Genomic DNA, 16,413 nt, shown 5'->3' with positions numbered 1-16,413 from the left:
AACTCCCGCTGATGCAGGGACCTTCACGCTCGGACGTGCAGAGTCTGGAAAGGAGCGGTGAACAGCGGGAGTCGGGGTGGTGGTGTGGCAAAGAACGAGTCATGCACGGCTACAACACCGGTCATGCGGGTCTTTTGCGTCGGTCATGCGGTGGCTCTCCGTGCGGCTCGCCGCTGTCTCTCCGTACCGCGCCCGCCAGGATCCAGCCCTCCATCGCGTCGTACCGCCTGCGCTGTTCCTCCTCCTCGCGGCGGCCCGAGGCGACCGTGCCCAGCCAGCCGCAGGCGAGGCCGAGGGGGATCGTGACGAGGCCCGTCGTGGTGAACGGGAACCAGTTGAAGTCGGCGTTGGGGAAGGCGGCGGTGGGCGAGCCGGAGACCAGGTTCGTGGCCGGCATCAGGAGGAGGACCGCGAGCGTGCCGCCAATGAGCGTGCTGAGCAGGCCCGTTCGGGTGTAGCGGCGCCAGAAGAGGCTGTAGACGAGGGCGGGCGCTATGGCCGAGGCGCCCAGGCAGAAGGACAGGGTGACCAGGGGTTGCAGGCCCCGGTGCTGGACCAGCGTCGCGAGCAGGATCGCCGGAACGCCCACCGCCAGCGCCGAGTAGCGGGCCAGCGTCATCTCGCGGCGGACCGGCATGTCCTGGACGCGGGTCGCGAAGACGTCGTGGGCAAGGGAGTTGGCGCAGGCGAGGATCATCCCGGCGACGGAGGCGAGCAGGGTGAGGAAGACGGCCGTGGTGACGGTGGTGAAGAGGAGGGTCTCCGTCGTCGACATGCCGGCCCCGAACACCGCCCGCGAGCCCAGGAGATACGCCGTGTTGCCCTGCGGGTCGGCCCGCGCGACCGCCGCCCGGCCGAGCAGCGCCGTCGCGCCGAACCCGACGACCGTCACGATCACCACGAACATCGCCACGCTCGACACCGCCCACGACATCGACCGCCGCACCTGCCGGGCGCTCGACGCGGTGTACATGCGCATGGTTATGTGCGGCAGGCAGGCGCCGCCGATCACCACCGTCAGCTCCGAACTGATCATGTCGAGCCGGGGACTTGGGCCTCCGGCGAACTCAAGTCCCGAGCGCAGGAAGGCCGGTCCGGCGCCGCTGCGCTCCGCCGCCGTGTCGAAGAACGAACCCAGGTCCCAGTGGAACCGGTTCAGCAGGAGTACGGCGATCACCGCTCCCGAGCCGAGCAGCATCACGATCTTCAGGATCTGGATGAGGGCCGTGCCCTTCATGCCGCCGATCGCCGCGTAGCTGATCATCAGCGCGCCCAGGCCGATGATGCAGCCGGTCTGCAGGAAGTCGCTGGAGAAACCGAGGATGAACGCCAACAGCTGTCCGGCGCCCGCGAGTTGGACCAGCATCAGCGGCAGCAGGGCGATGATCGTCACCGCGCACGCGACGATCCGTACGGAACGCCCCGGCATCCGGCGGGCCAGCGCGTCGCCCATCGTGAACCGGCCCGCGTTGCGCAGCGGTTCGGCCAGCAGGAACATCAGCAGCATCAGCGACAGGGCCGTGCTCAGCGCGAGCACCACCCCGTCGTAGCCGTACAGGGCGATCACCCCGCCCGCGCCCAGCACGCTCGCCGCGGAGATGTAATCACCCGCTATGGCAAGGCCGTTGCGGAGTGGAGAGAGGGAGCCGTAGCCCGTGTAGAACTCGTCGAGGTCGTCGCGGTCCGGACCCGTCATCACGCAGAGCAGGAGGGTGATCGTGGCGACTGAGGTGAAGGCCACCAGCGACATGGTCTGCGAGGAGTCCCTGAGGCCGGTCATCGCGGTCACCGTCGTCATCGCGGCCGTTGCGGTCATCGTGCCGCCTCCCGTCTCGCGTCCAGTTCGGCCTGCTTGCGGAAGCGGTCCGCGAGGGGGTCGACGCGACGCCGGGCCGTGCGCTCGTAGAGCGCTGTCGCGAGCCAGGTGACGGGCAGCTGGGCCAGCGCGAGCAGCAGCCCGGTGGGCACACCGCCGGTGCCGGTGCTCGACATCAACGAGGGCGCGAACGCGGAGAGTCCGAGGAAGAGGCAGAAGTAGCCGAGCGCTGCGCTGGTCGCCACCCGCCGCTGACGCCGGTACGCGCCGCGCAGGATGCGCAGATCGCTGTGATTGCCGAGCGCGGGGCGACGGGGCAGACGGCGGCGCTCGGGTGGCGGCGGGGGCGGCTGCCAGGGGTAGGTGACGGTGGGCGGGGAGGTGCGTGGCGGCGGGGGCGCGGGTGGTGTCGGAGGTGGTGCGTGGTCGTACGGGGTGTAGGGGACGGAGTCGGGGTCGTACGGGGTGTACGGGTCGGCGTCCGGGTCGTACGGGGTGTAGCGGGCGATCTCGGGGTCGTACGGGGTGTACGGGTCGGGTGACGAATGCACATCATCCGGGCGGTGCGCATCATGCGGAGGGTACGGGTCGTAGGACATCCCGTGCTCCTTGCGTGGCTCGGGTCCGTGGCGGCGGACCGCAGGGAGTGGGCGGCGGGGGTCACGCACGTTACTCGCCGGTTGGGGGATGTGGGTGGTTTTCGCCGAACTGGGCGGTCGGGGGACGCCCCCGCGTCAACACCCGCTGACCTCGGGTGTTGACGCGGCGCCGCCCAACTCGGGCCCGCTCACTGCTCCTTGAGGACCGGGAAGCGTCGCGGTGCCAGGAACAGCAGCACCAGGAAGGCCACCGCCGCCGCGCACCCCGCGCCGATGTACACCGCGTGCACCGCGTCCGCGATCGCCCGCCGGGTCGCCTCGGGAACCGCACCCCCGTCGAGGCCGCGCGTGACCGAGTCCAGGTCGCTCGCGCCGCCCAGCCGGGACGCCAGCACCCCGTTCGCGACCGCCCCGAAGACGGACGCGCCGATCGTCTGGCCGGTCTGGCGGCAGAACAGGACGGACGCGGTCGTCACGCCCCGTTCCTCCCACCCCACCGTCGACTGCACCCCGACGATCAGCGGGAGTTGGAAGAGTCCGAGGGCCGCGCCGAGCAGCAGCATCAGCGCCATCGGCTGCCAGGCCGCGCCCGGATACGGCAGGAACGGGAACGCGAACAGGATCAGCGTCGCCGTCCCGATCCCGAGCATCGCCGTGTTGCGGAAACCGATCCGCCGGTACACGTGCTGGCTCAGCGCGGCCGACACCGGCCAGCTCAACGTCCATACGGACAGCACGAATCCGGCCGCCACGGGTGCCAGCCCGAGCACCGACTGCGCGTACGTCGGCAGGAACACGCTCGGCGCCACCATCAGCAACCCCAGTGCGCCCAGGGCCAAGTTGACGGCCGCGATCGTACGGCGCCGCCACACCCACCCGGGGATGATGGGCTCGGCCGCCCGGCGCTCGATCGCGACCACCAGTCCGGCCAGCGCAAGTCCCGTACCGAACAAGGCCATTGAGGGTGCCGAGAGCCAGGACCACGCGACCCCGCCCTGCACCAGCGCCGTGATCAGTACGCCTCCGCACGCGAACACGGCCAGTGCGCCCGCCCAGTCGATGCGGGGGCGGGAGGTGCGGGCGCGTTCCGGCTCGTGGAGGTGGCGGACGATCAGCCACAACGCCACCGCTCCGACAGGGAGGTTGACGAGGAAGATCCAGCGCCAGCCGGCGTACGCGGCGAGCAGTCCGCCCACTCCCGGGCCCGCGACCGCCGACACCGCCCACACGGTGGACAGCTTGGACTGGATCTTCGGGCGTTCCTTCAGCGGGTACAGATCGGCGGCGAGTGTCTGCACGGTGCCCTGCAACGCCCCGCCGCCCAGGCCCTGTACGACCCGGAACGCGATCAGCGCGCCCATGTTCCAGGCCACCGCGCACAGCAGCGAACCGGCGAGGAAGACCGCCGCCCCGACGATCAGCACCGGCTTGCGGCCGAAGGTGTCGGAGAGCTTGCCGTAGACGGGCAGGGTGACCGTCACGGCCAGCAGATAGCCGGAGAACAGCCAGGAGAAGACGGAGAAGCCGCCGAGGTCGCCGACGATCTGCGGTACGGCGGTCGAGACGATGGTGGAGTCGAGGGCGGCCAGGGCCATCGCGAGCATGAGGGCCGCGACGACCGCGCGCTTGCGCCGGTCGGGAGGCGCCGGCGTGGGCTGCTCGGCCGCCTCGGTTCGTATCTCGGTATCGGCGTCGGTGTCCCTGTCCCCCTGGTCCACAGGATTCCTTTCCCCTTGCATCTATCTGCCGCGCACCAGCTTCCCACTTGACCCTCACGTAGCGGCAGGCCGGAAGCCGGCCGGGCCGGTGGGTGGACCGGACCCCGAGAACGGCTCCACCCGTCGGTGGAGACCCCCTAGGGGTCCCTCCCCACTACGACCCGGGGAGGGTTCGTACCGGCGGAGGAGGAGAAGGGCGGGGGGTCGTCCTTAACCTGGCTTTATGCCGCTGGGGGGCGGCAGGCCGAACCCAGGAGGGTGGGGTTTTCCCCCGGGAAAGACTGCGCTGAGCACCAGCGCGCCGGACCCCCTCCCACCGCCAGACTCATCGTCGTAACCACTTGAACCGCATCGACCGGACACCGGCACGCTCTGCTGCCGACCGACTTAGGAGACATACCGTGACATCGGCTGTGACCATTCCCAGGCACGGGGGCACTGGAGGGCGTACGGCCGTTGCCGCGCGAGCGCGGCAGGTCGTCAAGGCGTACGGGGCCGGGGAGACCCGCGTCGTCGCCCTCGACCATGTCGACGTGGACATCGCCCGCGGCCAGTTCACCGCGATCATGGGCCCCTCGGGGTCCGGCAAGTCCACGCTCATGCACTGCCTCGCCGGGCTCGACACCGTGACCTCCGGGCAGATCTACCTGGACGAGACCGAGATCACCGGCCTCAAGGACAAGAAGCTCACCCAACTGCGCCGGGACCGGATCGGGTTCATCTTCCAGGCGTACAACCTGCTGCCGACGCTGAACGCGATCGAGAACATCACGCTGCCCATGGACATAGCCGGCCGCAAGCCCGACAAGGGCTGGCTGGCGCAGGTCGTGGACACGGTCGGTCTGTCGAGCCGGCTCAAGCACCGGCCCAACCAGCTCTCCGGCGGACAGCAGCAACGCGTCGCCGTGGCACGGGCGTTGGCGGCCCGCCCCGAGATCATCTTCGGTGACGAGCCGACCGGAAACCTCGACTCCCGTGCGGGCGCTGAGGTGTTGGGCTTCCTGCGCCGCTCCGTGGACGACCTCGGCCAGACCATCGTGATCGTCACGCACGACCCGGTGGCCGCGTCGTACTCGGACCGCGTCCTGTACCTCGCGGACGGCCGGATCGTCGACGAGATGTTCAAGCCGACCGCGGACGCCGTCCTCGACCGCATGAAGGACTTCGACGCGCGGGGGCGTACGTCATGACCGTCATGAAGACCTCGATGCGCAACTTCTTCGCGCACAAAGGGCGGATGGCGCTCTCCGCGATAGCCGTGCTGCTGTCGGTCGCGTTCGTCTGCGGCACGCTGGTGTTCACCGACACGATGAACACGACGTTCGACAAACTCTTCGCGGCCACCGCGTCCGACGTGACGGTGCTGCCGAAGGCGGCCAAGGCCGACGGCAGCACCCCGCAGAACGGACTGCCCGAGTCGCTGCCGGCCTCCACGGTCGCGCAGGTGGCGAAGGCCCAGGGCGTCAAGTCCGTTGAGGGCGGCGTCAGTTCGATGAACGTGACCGTCGTCAACAGCGCCAACAAGAACATGGGATCGTCGACCGGAGCGCCCACCATCGCGGGCAACTGGACGAAGAACGACCTGCGTTCGATGGAGATCACCTCCGGCCACGCCCCGCGCGGCCCGACCGAGGTCATGGTCGACGCCGACACCGCCGACAAGCACCACCTGAAAATGGGCGACTCGCTGCGCACGATCTCGCAGACCGGTGACTTCACCGCGAGGATCGTCGGCATCGCCACCTTCAAGGTGACCAACCCCGGTGCGGCCGTCGTCTACTTCGACACCGCCACCGCGCAGCACGAACTCCTGGGCGCCACAGGCCGGTTCACCCAGCTCGGCGTCACCGCCGCGAGCGGTGTGACGGACACTCAGCTCAAGCAGAACGTGGCACAGACCCTCGCCTCGACGGGGACGTACAAGATCCAGACGGCCAAGGAGAACGCCGACGAGAACCGCAAGGGCGTCGGCCAGTTCATGAACGTCATCAAGTACGCCATGCTCGGCTTCGCCGGGATCGCGTTCCTGGTGGGCATCTTCCTCATCATCAACACCTTCTCGATGCTGGTCGCCCAACGGACCCGCGAAATAGGCCTGATGAGGGCGGTCGGCTCCTCCCGCGGGCAGGTCAACCGCTCGGTGCTGGTCGAGGCGACCCTGCTCGGCATCGTCGGCTCCATCCTCGGTGTCGGCGCCGGTGTCGGCATCGCCGTAGGCCTGATGAAACTGATGAGCGCGGCGGGCATGGACCTGTCGACCCGGGACCTGACGGTGAAGTGGACCACCCCGGTGCTCGGCCTGCTGCTGGGTGTCATCGTCACGATCCTGGCCGCCTACCTGCCGGCCCGCCGCGCCGGGAAGGTCTCCCCGATGGCCGCGCTGCGCGACGCCGGTACACCGGCCGACGGCAAGGCGGGCTGGGTACGGGGTCTGATCGGCCTGGTGCTGACGGGGGCCGGTGTCGCCGCCCTGTTCGCGGCGGCCACCGCCAAGAAGGCGACGGACGGTTCGCTGGTCCTGGGTGCGGGCGTCGTGTTGTCGCTGATCGGCTTCGTGATCATCGGCCCGCTGCTGGCCAACGGGGTAGTACGGGTCATCAGTGTGGTCCTGCTGCGGGCCTTCGGGCCGGTGGGGCGCCTGGCCGAACGCAACGCGCTCCGCAACCCCAGGCGTACGGGTGCTACGGGTGCGGCCCTGATGATCGGCCTCGCGCTGGTCGCCTGCCTCTCGGTGGTCGGCTCCTCGATGGTCGCCTCGGCGACGAGTGAACTCGACAAGTCCGTGGGCGCCGACTTCATCGTCCAGGGCAACCAGCGGATCGTGCCGCAGGCGGAGAAGGCGATGGAACAGTCGCCGGACCTCGTCCACGTCACCCGCTACAAGGACATCGACGCCACCCTCACCTCGCCCGACGGCCAGAAGGACACCGACGGCATCACCGCCGCCGACCCGTCCTACGCCCAGGACCTGCGCCGCGCCACCACGGCCGGCGACCTGTCCGCCGCCTACGGCACCAACGCGATGTCGGTCGGCTCCAAGTACGCCAAGAAGCACGGCGTCCACGTCGGCGACACGATCAGCGTCGCCTTCAAGGGCGGCGAGACGGCGAAGCTGAAGGTCGCGGCGATCACGGACGACGACGTCGCCATCGACCAGGGCGCGCGGTACACCAGCATCGCGACGATGCAGAAGTACCTCCCGGCCAACAAGGTCCCGCCGAACGAGATCATGTTCGCCAAGGCCAAGGACGGCCAGGAGAAGCAGGCGTACGCGGCCCTGAAGAAGGCCATGGACCCGTACCCGCAGTACCAGGTCCGCGACCAGACCGACTACAAGCAGGAACTCAAGGACCAGATCGGCCAGCTCCTGAACATGGTCTACGGTCTGCTCGCTCTGGCGATCATCGTGGCGGTCCTGGGTGTCGTGAACACCCTCGCCCTGTCGGTCGTCGAGCGGACCCGGGAGATCGGCCTCATGCGGGCGATCGGCATGTCCCGCCGCCAGCTCCGCCGGATGATCCGCATGGAGTCGGTCGTGATCGCCCTCTTCGGAGCGCTGCTCGGCCTCGGCCTGGGGATGGGCTGGGGGGCCACGGCTCAGCGGCTGCTCGCCCTGGAGGGGCTGAAGGTCCTGGAGATTCCCTGGGGGACGATCATCGCGGTCTTCATCGGATCGGCGTTCGTGGGCTTGTTCGCGGCCTTGATCCCGGCGTTCCGGGCGGGGCGGATGAATGTGCTGAACGCGATCGCCACCGAGTAGCCAACTGAGCCACTGTCCAACGGGGGCAGGCCCGGCGCCGAGAAGTCACGGGGGACTTCTCGGCGCCGGGTTTGTTTTGTTGTCGGGCTGGGCCTGTTTGGTGCCCTTGAGGGGCTGTTTTTGCTTTTGAGGGGTGACTTTGGGGCGGACCGAGTCGGGTGGTGGGTGGGCACAGGCCCGGGGGCCCAGGGGGCGGAGCCCCCTGGTACGTCAACACCAGCGCAGGGTGCGGAGAAAGCGGGGTTATCCACAGCCCCGGCGTCAGCCACCGCACCGACGTACGCTGGATACCCCCCGGCCCACCACCCGCGTCGGGCCCTTCGTGTTGCCCACCCCCAGACGGAAAGCCCTCCATGAGCCTGCACGGTCTGCTCGACGCCGTAGTCAAGGACCCCGCCCTCGCGGAAGCCACCCGCGCCGCGACCGACGGCAACCGCATGCACGTCGACCTGGTGGGCCCCCCGGCGACCCGCCCCTTCGCCGTGGCAGCGCTCGCCAGGGAGACCGGCCGCACCGTCCTCGCGGTGACCGCGACGGGCAGGGAGGCCGAGGACCTGGCGGCAGCCCTGCGCTCACTGCTCCCGCCGGACGGCGTCGTGGACTACCCGTCCTGGGAGACCCTCCCGCACGAGCGCCTCAGCCCGCGCAGCGACACCGTGGGCCGCCGCCTCGCCGTCCTGCGCCGTCTGGCCCACCCCAGGGAGGACGACCCGGAGACGGGCCCGGTCTCCGTCGTCGTGGCGCCCGTGCGGTCCGTCCTGCAACCGCAGGTCAAGGGGCTCGGAGACCTGGAGCCGGTCGCCCTGCGGACGGGCCAGAGCGCCGACCTGAACGCGATCGTGGACGCGCTCGGCGCCGCCGCGTACGCGCGCGTGGAGCTCGTCGAGAAGCGCGGCGAGTTCGCGGTGCGCGGCGGCATCCTGGACGTGTTCCCGCCCACCGAGGAACACCCCCTGCGCATCGAGTTCTGGGGTGACGACGTCGAGGAGATCCGCTACTTCAAGGTCGCCGACCAGCGCTCCCTGGAGGTCGCCGAACACGGCCTGTGGGCACCCCCCTGCCGTGAACTCCTGTTGACGGAAGACGTCCGCACGCGTGCGCGTGCCCTCGCCGAACAGCACCCCGAACTGGGCGAGCTGCTCAACAAGATCGCCGAGGGCATCGCCGTGGAAGGCATGGAGTCCCTTGCCCCGGTGCTCGTCGACGACATGGAGCTGCTGCTCGACGTGCTCCCCAAGGGCGCGATGACCGTCGTATGCGATCCGGAGCGGGTACGCACGCGTGCGTCCGATCTCGTCGCCACCTCGCACGAGTTCCTCCAGGCGTCCTGGGCCGCGACCGCCGGTGGCGGCGAGGCGCCCATCGACGTCGGCGCTGCCTCCCTGTGGGCCATCGCGGACGTACGGGACCGGGCGCGCGAGCTGGACATGATGTGGTGGTCGGTGTCGCCGTTCGCGGCCGACGAGGAGCTGGACGCGGACACCCTGAAGCTCGGCATGCACGCCCCCGAGACCTACCGGGGCGACACCGCGAAGGCCCTCGCGGACACCAAGGGCTGGCTCGCGGACGGCTGGCGCACGGTCTTCGTGACCGAGGCCCACGGCCCCGCCGCCCGCACGGTCGAGGTCCTCGGTACCGAGGGCGTGGCGGCTCGCCTGGAGACGGAACTCGGTGAGATCGCCCCCTCCGTGGTGCACGTGGCGACCGGTTCGATCGACTACGGCTTCGTCGACACGGCGCTGAAGCTCGCCGTCCTCACCGAGACCGACCTCTCCGGGCAGAAGGCCGCCGGCAAGGACGGCGTCCGGATGCCGGCCCGCCGTCGCAAGACCATCGACCCGCTCACCCTGGAGGCGGGCGACTACATCGTCCACGAGCAGCACGGGGTCGGCCGCTACATCGAGATGGTGCAGCGCACGGTGCAGACGGCCACGCGCGAATACCTGGTCGTCGAGTACGCGCCCGCCAAGCGCGGCCAGCCCGGCGACCGGCTGTACATCCCCACCGACCAGCTGGAGCAGATCACCAAGTACGTCGGTGGTGAGGCCCCTACCATGCACCGCCTGGGCGGCGCGGACTGGACGAAGACCAAGGCGCGCGCCAAGAAGGCCGTCAAGGAGATCGCGGCCGACCTCATCAAGCTGTACTCGGCCCGGATGGCGGCCCCGGGGTACGCGTTCGGCGCGGACACGCCCTGGCAGCGCGAGCTGGAGGACGCCTTCCCGTACGTGGAGACGCCCGACCAGTTGACCACCATCGCCGAGGTCAAGGACGACATGGAGAAGTCGATCCCGATGGACCGGCTGGTCTGCGGCGACGTCGGCTACGGCAAGACCGAGATCGCCGTACGGGCCGCCTTCAAGGCCGTACAGGACGGCAAGCAGGTCGCCGTCCTCGTCCCGACGACCCTGCTCGTGCAGCAGCACTTCGGGACGTTCACCGAGCGGTACTCGCAATTCCCGGTCAACGTAAGGGCGTTGAGCCGCTTCCAGACCGACACGGAGGCGAAGGCGACCCTGGAGGGCCTGCGGGAGGGCTCCGTGGACCTTGTCATCGGCACCCACCGCCTGTTCTCCTCCGAGACCAAGTTCAAGGACCTCGGCCTGGTCATCGTCGACGAGGAGCAGCGCTTCGGCGTCGAGCACAAGGAGCAGCTGAAGAAGCTGCGCGCGAACGTCGACGTCCTGACGATGTCCGCCACCCCGATTCCCAGAACCCTGGAGATGGCGGTGACCGGCATCCGCGAGATGTCGACGATCACGACGCCCCCGGAGGAGCGTCACCCTGTGCTGACGTTCGTCGGCCCCTACGAGGAGAAGCAGATCGGCGCCGCGATCCGCCGCGAACTCCTGCGCGAGGGCCAGGTCTTCTACATCCACAACCGCGTCGAGTCGATCGACCGCGCGGCGGCCCGACTGCGCGAGATCGTCCCGGAGGCGCGCATCGCGACCGCCCACGGCCAGATGTCGGAGCAGTCGCTGGAGCAGGTGGTCGTCGACTTCTGGGAGAAGAAGTTCGACGTCCTGGTGTCGACGACGATCGTCGAGTCGGGCATCGACATCTCCAACGCCAACACGCTGATCGTCGAACGAGGCGACAACTTCGGCCTGTCGCAGCTTCACCAGCTGCGTGGGCGAGTGGGGCGTGGCCGCGAGCGGGGTTACGCGTACTTCCTGTACCCCCCGGAGAAGCCCCTCACGGAGACGGCCCACGAGCGCCTCGCGACCATCGCCCAGCACACGGAGATGGGCGCGGGCATGTACGTGGCGATGAAGGACCTCGAAATCCGGGGCGCGGGAAACCTGTTGGGCGGCGAGCAGTCCGGCCACATCGCGGGCGTCGGCTTCGACCTGTACGTCCGCATGGTCGGCGAGGCCGTCGCGGACTACCGCGCCTCCCTGGAGGGCGGTGTCGAGGAGGAGCCGCCCCTGGAGGTCAAGATCGAGCTCCCGGTCGACGCGCACGTCCCGCACGACTACGCTCCCGGCGAGCGCCTGCGCCTCTCCGCCTACCGGTCCATCGCCTCCGCCAACACGGAGGAGGACATCAAGGCCGTACGCGAGGAACTCGTCGACCGCTACGGCAAGTTGCCCGAACCGGTGGAGAACCTGTTGCTGGTGGCGGGCCTGCGCATGCTCGCGCGCGCGTGCGGTGTCGGCGACATCGTCCTCCAGGGCACCAACATCCGCTTCGCACCGGTGGAGTTGAGGGAGTCCCAGGAGCTGCGCCTCAAGCGCCTCTACCCGGGCACCGTCATCAAGCCGGCCGCCCACCAGGTGCTGGTACCCCGCCCGAAGACGGCCAAGGTGGGCGGGAAGCCGCTGGTCGGGCGGGAGTTGCTGGGGTGGGTGGGGGAGTTCCTGGCGACGATCCTGGGGTCGTAGGCAGTCGTAGCGAGAGCTGCAGGGAGCCGTAGGGGGACCGGTCGGCCGGGGGCGTGGAGGCGTCTGCCGGTCGGTCGGGGGCAGAGGTGCCCGCTGGTCGGTTGCGTCAGACGGGGGGCGGGGTCAGGCCGGAGGCCGGGCGGAACAGCATGCCCGCCAGCACCCGGAACACCTCCTCCGGATCCTGCTCACCCACCGCTCCGTCCAGGTTGTGACCCAGGAGCAGCGTCGCGAAGCCGTGCGCCAGGGACCACGCGGCGACACCGGCGAGACGGTCGTCGGGGCCGCGGCCCTCGGGGGGTACGGCGGAGACGGCGTGGCGCAGGGCGTCGGTGGCGAGGGCGCGGGCCGTGGTGAGTTCGAGGTCGCCGTCGCGCAACAGCTCGGGCGCGAACATCACTTGGAAGTGCGCCGGATGCTCGCGCGCGAAGCGCACGTAGCGGACGCCCGCGTCCTTCAGGTCCGCCGCTTCCCCGATCGCGCCCGCCAGCAGCCCGAAGCCCTCCGCCGCGATCGCCGTCAACAGCCCTGTGCGGTCCTTGAAGTGATGCGCCGGCGCCGCGTGCGAGACACCGGCACGGCGGGCGAGATCCCGCAGGCTCAGCGCGGACGGGCCGTCGGCGGCGATGACGTCGAGCGCGGCGGTGAGGATCGCGCGGCGCAGATCGCCGTGGTGGTACGGGCGGCGGCTGCCCTCGGAAGTCTTGGTGCTCTCGTCCGTCTTCGCGGGCTTGGCTGTGCTCATGGTCAGCAGCGTACGCCGAATCTAGGCATTGACAAGTTCGGGCGGGTGGGGCAATCTTGTCAGTGTCAAGTTGTGGAACGACCGGGACGCGACGAGGAGTTACGTCATGTCGGAAAGCGTGCGTGGAGTGGAGACCACGAAAAGCCTCCCCACCGTGGAACTGGGCCGCGTGCGCCGGCTCTGGCATCTGCTCGAACCCCTGCACGCGGTGCTGTATTACGCGCCGGAGGTCTTCGCGGAGGCCGCCGCGCTCGGATACGACACCGGGGAGCGCTGGCCGAGCTACTTCCCGTTGCGCGCCGCGCCGTTGGGCCCGGTCGGCGGTGAGCGGGTGACCTCCGCCTTCTACAGCTTCGACCCCCGCATGGTCGCCGAGCACATGGACTCGGCGTGGAGCACCGCGAGCCCGGACGCCGTACTGAAGGCGAGGCTGCGCGGCATGGACCGGGCCTACCGCGCGATATTCGGCGACCGTGTCGACAGCCCCGAGCTGGCGGAGGCCGCCACCCTCGCCCGCCGCGCCGCCGAGGCGGCGAACACCGCCGGCCGCCCCCTCGCCGCCGCCAACGCCGAGTTGGCCTGGCCCGCGGAACCCCACCTCCAGTTGTGGCAGGCGGCCACGATCCTGCGCGAACACCGTGGCGACGGCCACCTCGCCGCCCTCCTCGTCGCCGACCTCGACCCGGTCGAGTCCCTGGTCTCCTTCGCCGCGATCGGAGCCGCCTCCGTCCAGCGCTTCGAGAGCCGGGGCTGGAGCCGGGACGAGTGGGCGGCGGCCCGCGAACGGCTGGTCGTCCGCGGCGTCATAGACGACATGGGTACGGCGACGCGGGCGGGCCGCGACCTGCGCCAGGAGATCGAGCGCCGCACCGACCAACTGGCCGCCACGCCATGGCAGTTCCTCGGCCGGACCGACACCGACCGACTCGCCGACCTGCTGGGCGAGTTCTGGGTCGCCGTACTCGGGTCCGGGCTGCTGCCCTCGGAGTCGACGTTGGGCATCGGCAAGGTCTGAGGGGGTGCGGGTCTGACGGTCCGACGGTCTGAGAGAGCGTGAAATCCGGGGCGTAGTAAGGGGAGTAAGGAGAGGGGGTGAGGGAAGCCGGTACTTCGGCCTGTTCCACCGCTGCGATACAGGCGAGTTGCGTGCCATGGGGACTTAGGTCCCGTATGCCCGTGACGCGTCCGCCGCTACCGTGGGACCAGGCAATATCCGCCCTCTCAGGGGCGGGGCCGGGTGAGCAAGGGGAGGGGCGCACGTGATGCGTCTGAGGGGTGGGGCGGCAATTGCCGCCTTGGTCATGTTGTCGGTCGCCGGATGCAAGACGGACACCACGGGAACGGGCGACTCCGGGCCCGAGGCGACGGCCGGAGGAGGCTCCGGCACGGGCTCCGGCGGGGGCGCGGCCCTGACCGCCGCGGAGTCCCTGACGGTGAAGGGGCGTGCGCCGAAGACCGGTTACTCCCGTGAACGGTTCGGCACCGCCTGGGCCGACACGGACTCCAACAGCTGCGACACCAGGGACGACATCCTCAAACGGGACCTGAAGCAGGTGAAGTTCACCGACGGCGACTGCAAGGTGTCGTACGGCGTCCTCGAATCCGATCCGTACTCCGGCAAGGAAGTCGTCTACAAGCGCGGCGCCAGCCTCGTCGACATCGACCACCTGGTCGCCCTCTCCGACGCCTGGCAGAAGGGCGCCAAGTACTGGGACGCCAGCAAGCGCATAGCTCTCGCCAACGACCCGCTCAACCTCCTCACCGTCGGCGCCAGCCCCAACCGCAGCAAGGGCGACGGCGACACGGCGACCTGGGTGCCGCCCAAGGCGTACCGGTGCACGTATGTCGCCGCGCAGGTCGCCGTGAAGAAGAAGTACGGGCTGTGGGTCACCTCGGCGGAGAAGGCCGCGATGGTCAAGGTCCTCTCCACCTGCTCCAAGCAGGCTCTGCCGACCGGGGGCAACCCGACGAACGCACCGGCGAGGTTCCACGCGAACTGAGGTGACACGGCCTCGACTTGACGATCCCGACCCGCGGCTACGGCACGCCCCGTGAACGTGCCGTAGCCGCGGGAGACTTGGTGGCTCCGTGGCTCCGTGGCTCAGCTGCCCAGCTTGTCCAGGTCCAGGATCTTGCCGGTGGGCTTCTTCGCCGGTACCGGCTTCTCGTACTCGCCGAACGTGAGCGTCCCGGGGTCCTTCGCGGAGACGCTGTCGATGCGCAGCACATACGGCTTGCCCTCGGTCGCCACGTACAGCGTGTAGCTGTCCTTGCCGTCCTTCTCGTGCAGGGCGATCGCCGGGGTGCCGTCGAGGGTGGTCGTCTTCCCGCGCGTCGCGTCCGAGTTGCCGTCGGCGGCGCCGCCGAGCATCGAGTTCAGGTCGCAGAAGCTCGCGATGTCCTTGGCGTCCGCGCCCTTCGCGGACATCTTGGTCCACTTCCCGGCCATCATGTCCACGACCGCATCGGTGTCCGCCTTGGACTCGCCGTCGCTCTGCGCACGCAGGAACGCCTCGTCGTACTTCATGTAGATGGTGTCCCCGGACTTGACCATGTCGGCCTTGCCCTTGCCCTGAAAGCTCAACGTGCCGGCGCACTCGCCCTTCTTGTCCAGCGCCATGTCGATCACGATCGTGCCGCCGCTCTCGTCGTCGGGTATGTCGCCCTTCAGCCGTAGCGACGAGGCGCCGGTGGTGGCGGTCAGGGACCGGTCGGCGATCTCGCCACCCGTCAGCCCGGCGAACGGTCCCTTCGGCTTGCTGTCCGCCTTGTCCGCACCGGGCAGACATCCGGTGAGTCCCGCGGCGGCCACAGTGGTGAGGCAGAGAGCGGCAAGTGCGGTACGACGCATGGCAGTTCCTTGGTGGAGTGGTGAGCGGTGACGAGATGAGGGAGGTGAGGGAGGTGCCCCGAAGCGGGGTCCGGAGAGGCGCCGGGCAGACCGACGCGCAGAGATGGGCCTACGGCGGGATGGGCACGCGCGTGGCAGACGGAGGAGCGTTGACCTGACCTGACCTGACCTGACCTGACCTGACCTGACCTGACCTGACCTGATCGGAACGGCAGGCCGTCAGAACGTCAGGCCGTCTTCGTCCAGTTCTTGCAGCCGGTCGTCTTGAAGTAGGCGTCTTTGGTGCTGATCGTGACGACGGCCGTGCCGGTCACGTTGTCGTTCGCGAGGATCGAGTCCAGCCCGTGCTCGGCGTCCTTCGCGCGCTCCCAGTAGCACAGGTCGTCCTTGTTGCCGGTGGACCTGTAGGTGCCGGGGGCGATGTCGGTGCCGATCTTGAACATGCCGCCGTCGCCGGCCATCTTCGTGGCGGGGGCGCCCTGCGGCTTCGCGTCGACGGCCTCCCAGTCCTTGCAGCCGCTGGACTTGAAGATCTTGTCGGTGGCCTTGACGGTGACGTAACTGGCGCCGCTCACATTGTCGTTGGCCAGCAGCGAGTCCGTGTCGCCCGAGGCGTCCTTGGCCCGCTCCCAGTAACACATGCCGTCGGTGTTGCCGCTGGTGCGATACGTACCGGGCTTCACGTCCGTGCCGACCCGGAAGTCGCCGTCCCCGTCGAACGCGGCCTTCTTCGTCCCGGCGGCCTTGGTCGTGCCCGTGTTCTTCTTGCCGGTCGCCCTGTGTTCCGCGCCGGCGTTCGCCGACACGACCCCGATGACGACGACCCCCACGACGGCGCCGAGCGTGAGCCTGCCCATCATGCCCATGGCTGTCCCCTCCCCGATGCGGCGACCGCCTCCCTCCAGCGGCCGCTCGTTCGCTGGGTCAATAAGAGCAGAGGCTGTGAACCGAGTCAACACGATTCACGGGATGCCGTGTGTACACGGCCGTGAAGGGGTAGATCTTGCATGCGTCGGTATGCTCGGCGTCACAGACGGACG

General features: G+C 69.5%; 11 protein-coding genes. 5 read left to right on the top strand and 6 right to left on the bottom strand.

Annotation, left to right across the window (positions count from 1 at the left end; genetic code table 11):
* Positions 1-121: 121 nt before the first annotated feature.
* The 3 genes from OG407_RS22105 to OG407_RS22095 all read right to left on the bottom strand — a co-directional run bounded on the left by OG407_RS22105 (position 122) and on the right by OG407_RS22095 (position 4,154).
* Complete coding sequence (locus tag OG407_RS22105; protein ID WP_405860483.1) at positions 122-1,816, bottom strand: cation acetate symporter; 1,695 nt, start codon at positions 1,814-1,816, stop codon at positions 122-124.
* Positions 1,813-2,325, bottom strand: coding sequence for a DUF485 domain-containing protein (locus OG407_RS22100; RefSeq protein ID WP_405868537.1), 513 nt, complete (start codon positions 2,323-2,325; stop codon positions 1,813-1,815). Before OG407_RS22100 ends, OG407_RS22105 begins: the two co-directional genes overlap by 4 nt.
* Before the next feature lie 278 nt (positions 2,326-2,603).
* Positions 2,604-4,154 carry an MFS transporter gene (locus OG407_RS22095; protein ID WP_405860481.1) on the bottom strand — a complete coding sequence of 517 codons (1,551 nt, stop codon included), beginning with the start codon at positions 4,152-4,154 and terminating at the stop codon, positions 2,604-2,606.
* Between the two features lie 380 nt (positions 4,155-4,534).
* Between OG407_RS22095 and OG407_RS22090 the strand changes: the two genes are divergently transcribed.
* From OG407_RS22090 to mfd, 3 genes are all read left to right on the top strand, one after another.
* Entirely contained in the window at positions 4,535-5,323 is a 789-nt protein-coding gene (locus OG407_RS22090; protein WP_403588985.1) for an ABC transporter ATP-binding protein, read from the top strand.
* On the top strand, positions 5,320-7,893 hold the full coding sequence (locus tag OG407_RS22085) for an ABC transporter permease (RefSeq protein ID WP_405860479.1): 2,574 nt from the start codon (positions 5,320-5,322) through the stop codon (positions 7,891-7,893). The genes OG407_RS22090 and OG407_RS22085 overlap by 4 nt, the downstream gene beginning before the upstream one ends.
* Positions 7,894-8,246: 353 nt before the next feature.
* Positions 8,247-11,777 (top strand): transcription-repair coupling factor, encoded by a 3,531-nt coding sequence (gene mfd / locus OG407_RS22080; protein ID WP_405860477.1) that lies wholly within the window; start codon positions 8,247-8,249, stop codon positions 11,775-11,777.
* A gap of 106 nt (positions 11,778-11,883) precedes the next feature.
* Here the strand turns inward: mfd and OG407_RS22075 are convergent, their stop codons facing one another.
* A complete protein-coding gene (locus OG407_RS22075; RefSeq protein ID WP_405860475.1) occupies positions 11,884-12,522 on the bottom strand; it encodes a TetR/AcrR family transcriptional regulator in 639 nt (212 codons plus the stop codon).
* 106 nt (positions 12,523-12,628) lie between these two features.
* Here OG407_RS22075 and OG407_RS22070 point away from each other — a divergent pair, with 106 nt between their 5' ends.
* On the top strand, positions 12,629-13,537 hold the full coding sequence (locus tag OG407_RS22070; RefSeq protein WP_405860473.1) for an SCO6745 family protein: 909 nt from the start codon (positions 12,629-12,631) through the stop codon (positions 13,535-13,537).
* Positions 13,538-13,784: 247 nt separating this feature from the next.
* Positions 13,785-14,522 (top strand): HNH endonuclease family protein, encoded by a 738-nt coding sequence (locus tag OG407_RS22065; protein WP_365305593.1) that lies wholly within the window; start codon positions 13,785-13,787, stop codon positions 14,520-14,522.
* Between the two features lie 101 nt (positions 14,523-14,623).
* Here OG407_RS22065 and OG407_RS22060 read toward each other — a convergent pair whose 3' ends face one another.
* A complete protein-coding gene (locus OG407_RS22060) occupies positions 14,624-15,373 on the bottom strand; it encodes a hypothetical protein (protein WP_405860471.1) in 750 nt (249 codons plus the stop codon).
* Between the two features lie 227 nt (positions 15,374-15,600).
* Entirely contained in the window at positions 15,601-16,239 is a 639-nt protein-coding gene (locus OG407_RS22055; RefSeq protein ID WP_405860469.1) for a hypothetical protein, read from the bottom strand.
* Positions 16,240-16,413: the final 174 nt, after the last annotated feature.

It is taken from the genome of Streptomyces sp. NBC_01515 (assembly GCF_045040345.1).
In the GTDB taxonomy this organism is placed as follows: domain Bacteria; phylum Actinomycetota; class Actinomycetes; order Streptomycetales; family Streptomycetaceae; genus Streptomyces.
Note: the sequence above shows the minus strand (reverse complement) of the source record. Positions and strands in the feature narration are given on the sequence as shown.

What these genes read in the sequence shown, in the direction of transcription:
- OG407_RS22105 (WP_405860483.1), bottom strand. Translation starts at nt 1,816, where the DNA reads ATGACCGCAACGGCCGCGATGACGACGGTGACCGCGATGACCGGCCTC.
- OG407_RS22095 (WP_405860481.1), bottom strand. Translation starts at nt 4,154, where the DNA reads ATGCAAGGGGAAAGGAATCCTGTGGACCAGGGGGACAGGGACACCGAC.
- OG407_RS22085 (WP_405860479.1), top strand. Translation starts at nt 5,320, where the DNA reads ATGACCGTCATGAAGACCTCGATGCGCAACTTCTTCGCGCACAAAGGG.
- mfd (WP_405860477.1), top strand. Translation starts at nt 8,247, where the DNA reads ATGAGCCTGCACGGTCTGCTCGACGCCGTAGTCAAGGACCCCGCCCTC.
- OG407_RS22075 (WP_405860475.1), bottom strand. Translation starts at nt 12,522, where the DNA reads ATGAGCACAGCCAAGCCCGCGAAGACGGACGAGAGCACCAAGACTTCC.
- OG407_RS22070 (WP_405860473.1), top strand. Translation starts at nt 12,629, where the DNA reads ATGTCGGAAAGCGTGCGTGGAGTGGAGACCACGAAAAGCCTCCCCACC.
- OG407_RS22065 (WP_365305593.1), top strand. Translation starts at nt 13,785, where the DNA reads ATGCGTCTGAGGGGTGGGGCGGCAATTGCCGCCTTGGTCATGTTGTCG.
- OG407_RS22060 (WP_405860471.1), bottom strand. Translation starts at nt 15,373, where the DNA reads ATGCGTCGTACCGCACTTGCCGCTCTCTGCCTCACCACTGTGGCCGCC.
- OG407_RS22055 (WP_405860469.1), bottom strand. Translation starts at nt 16,239, where the DNA reads ATGGGCATGATGGGCAGGCTCACGCTCGGCGCCGTCGTGGGGGTCGTC.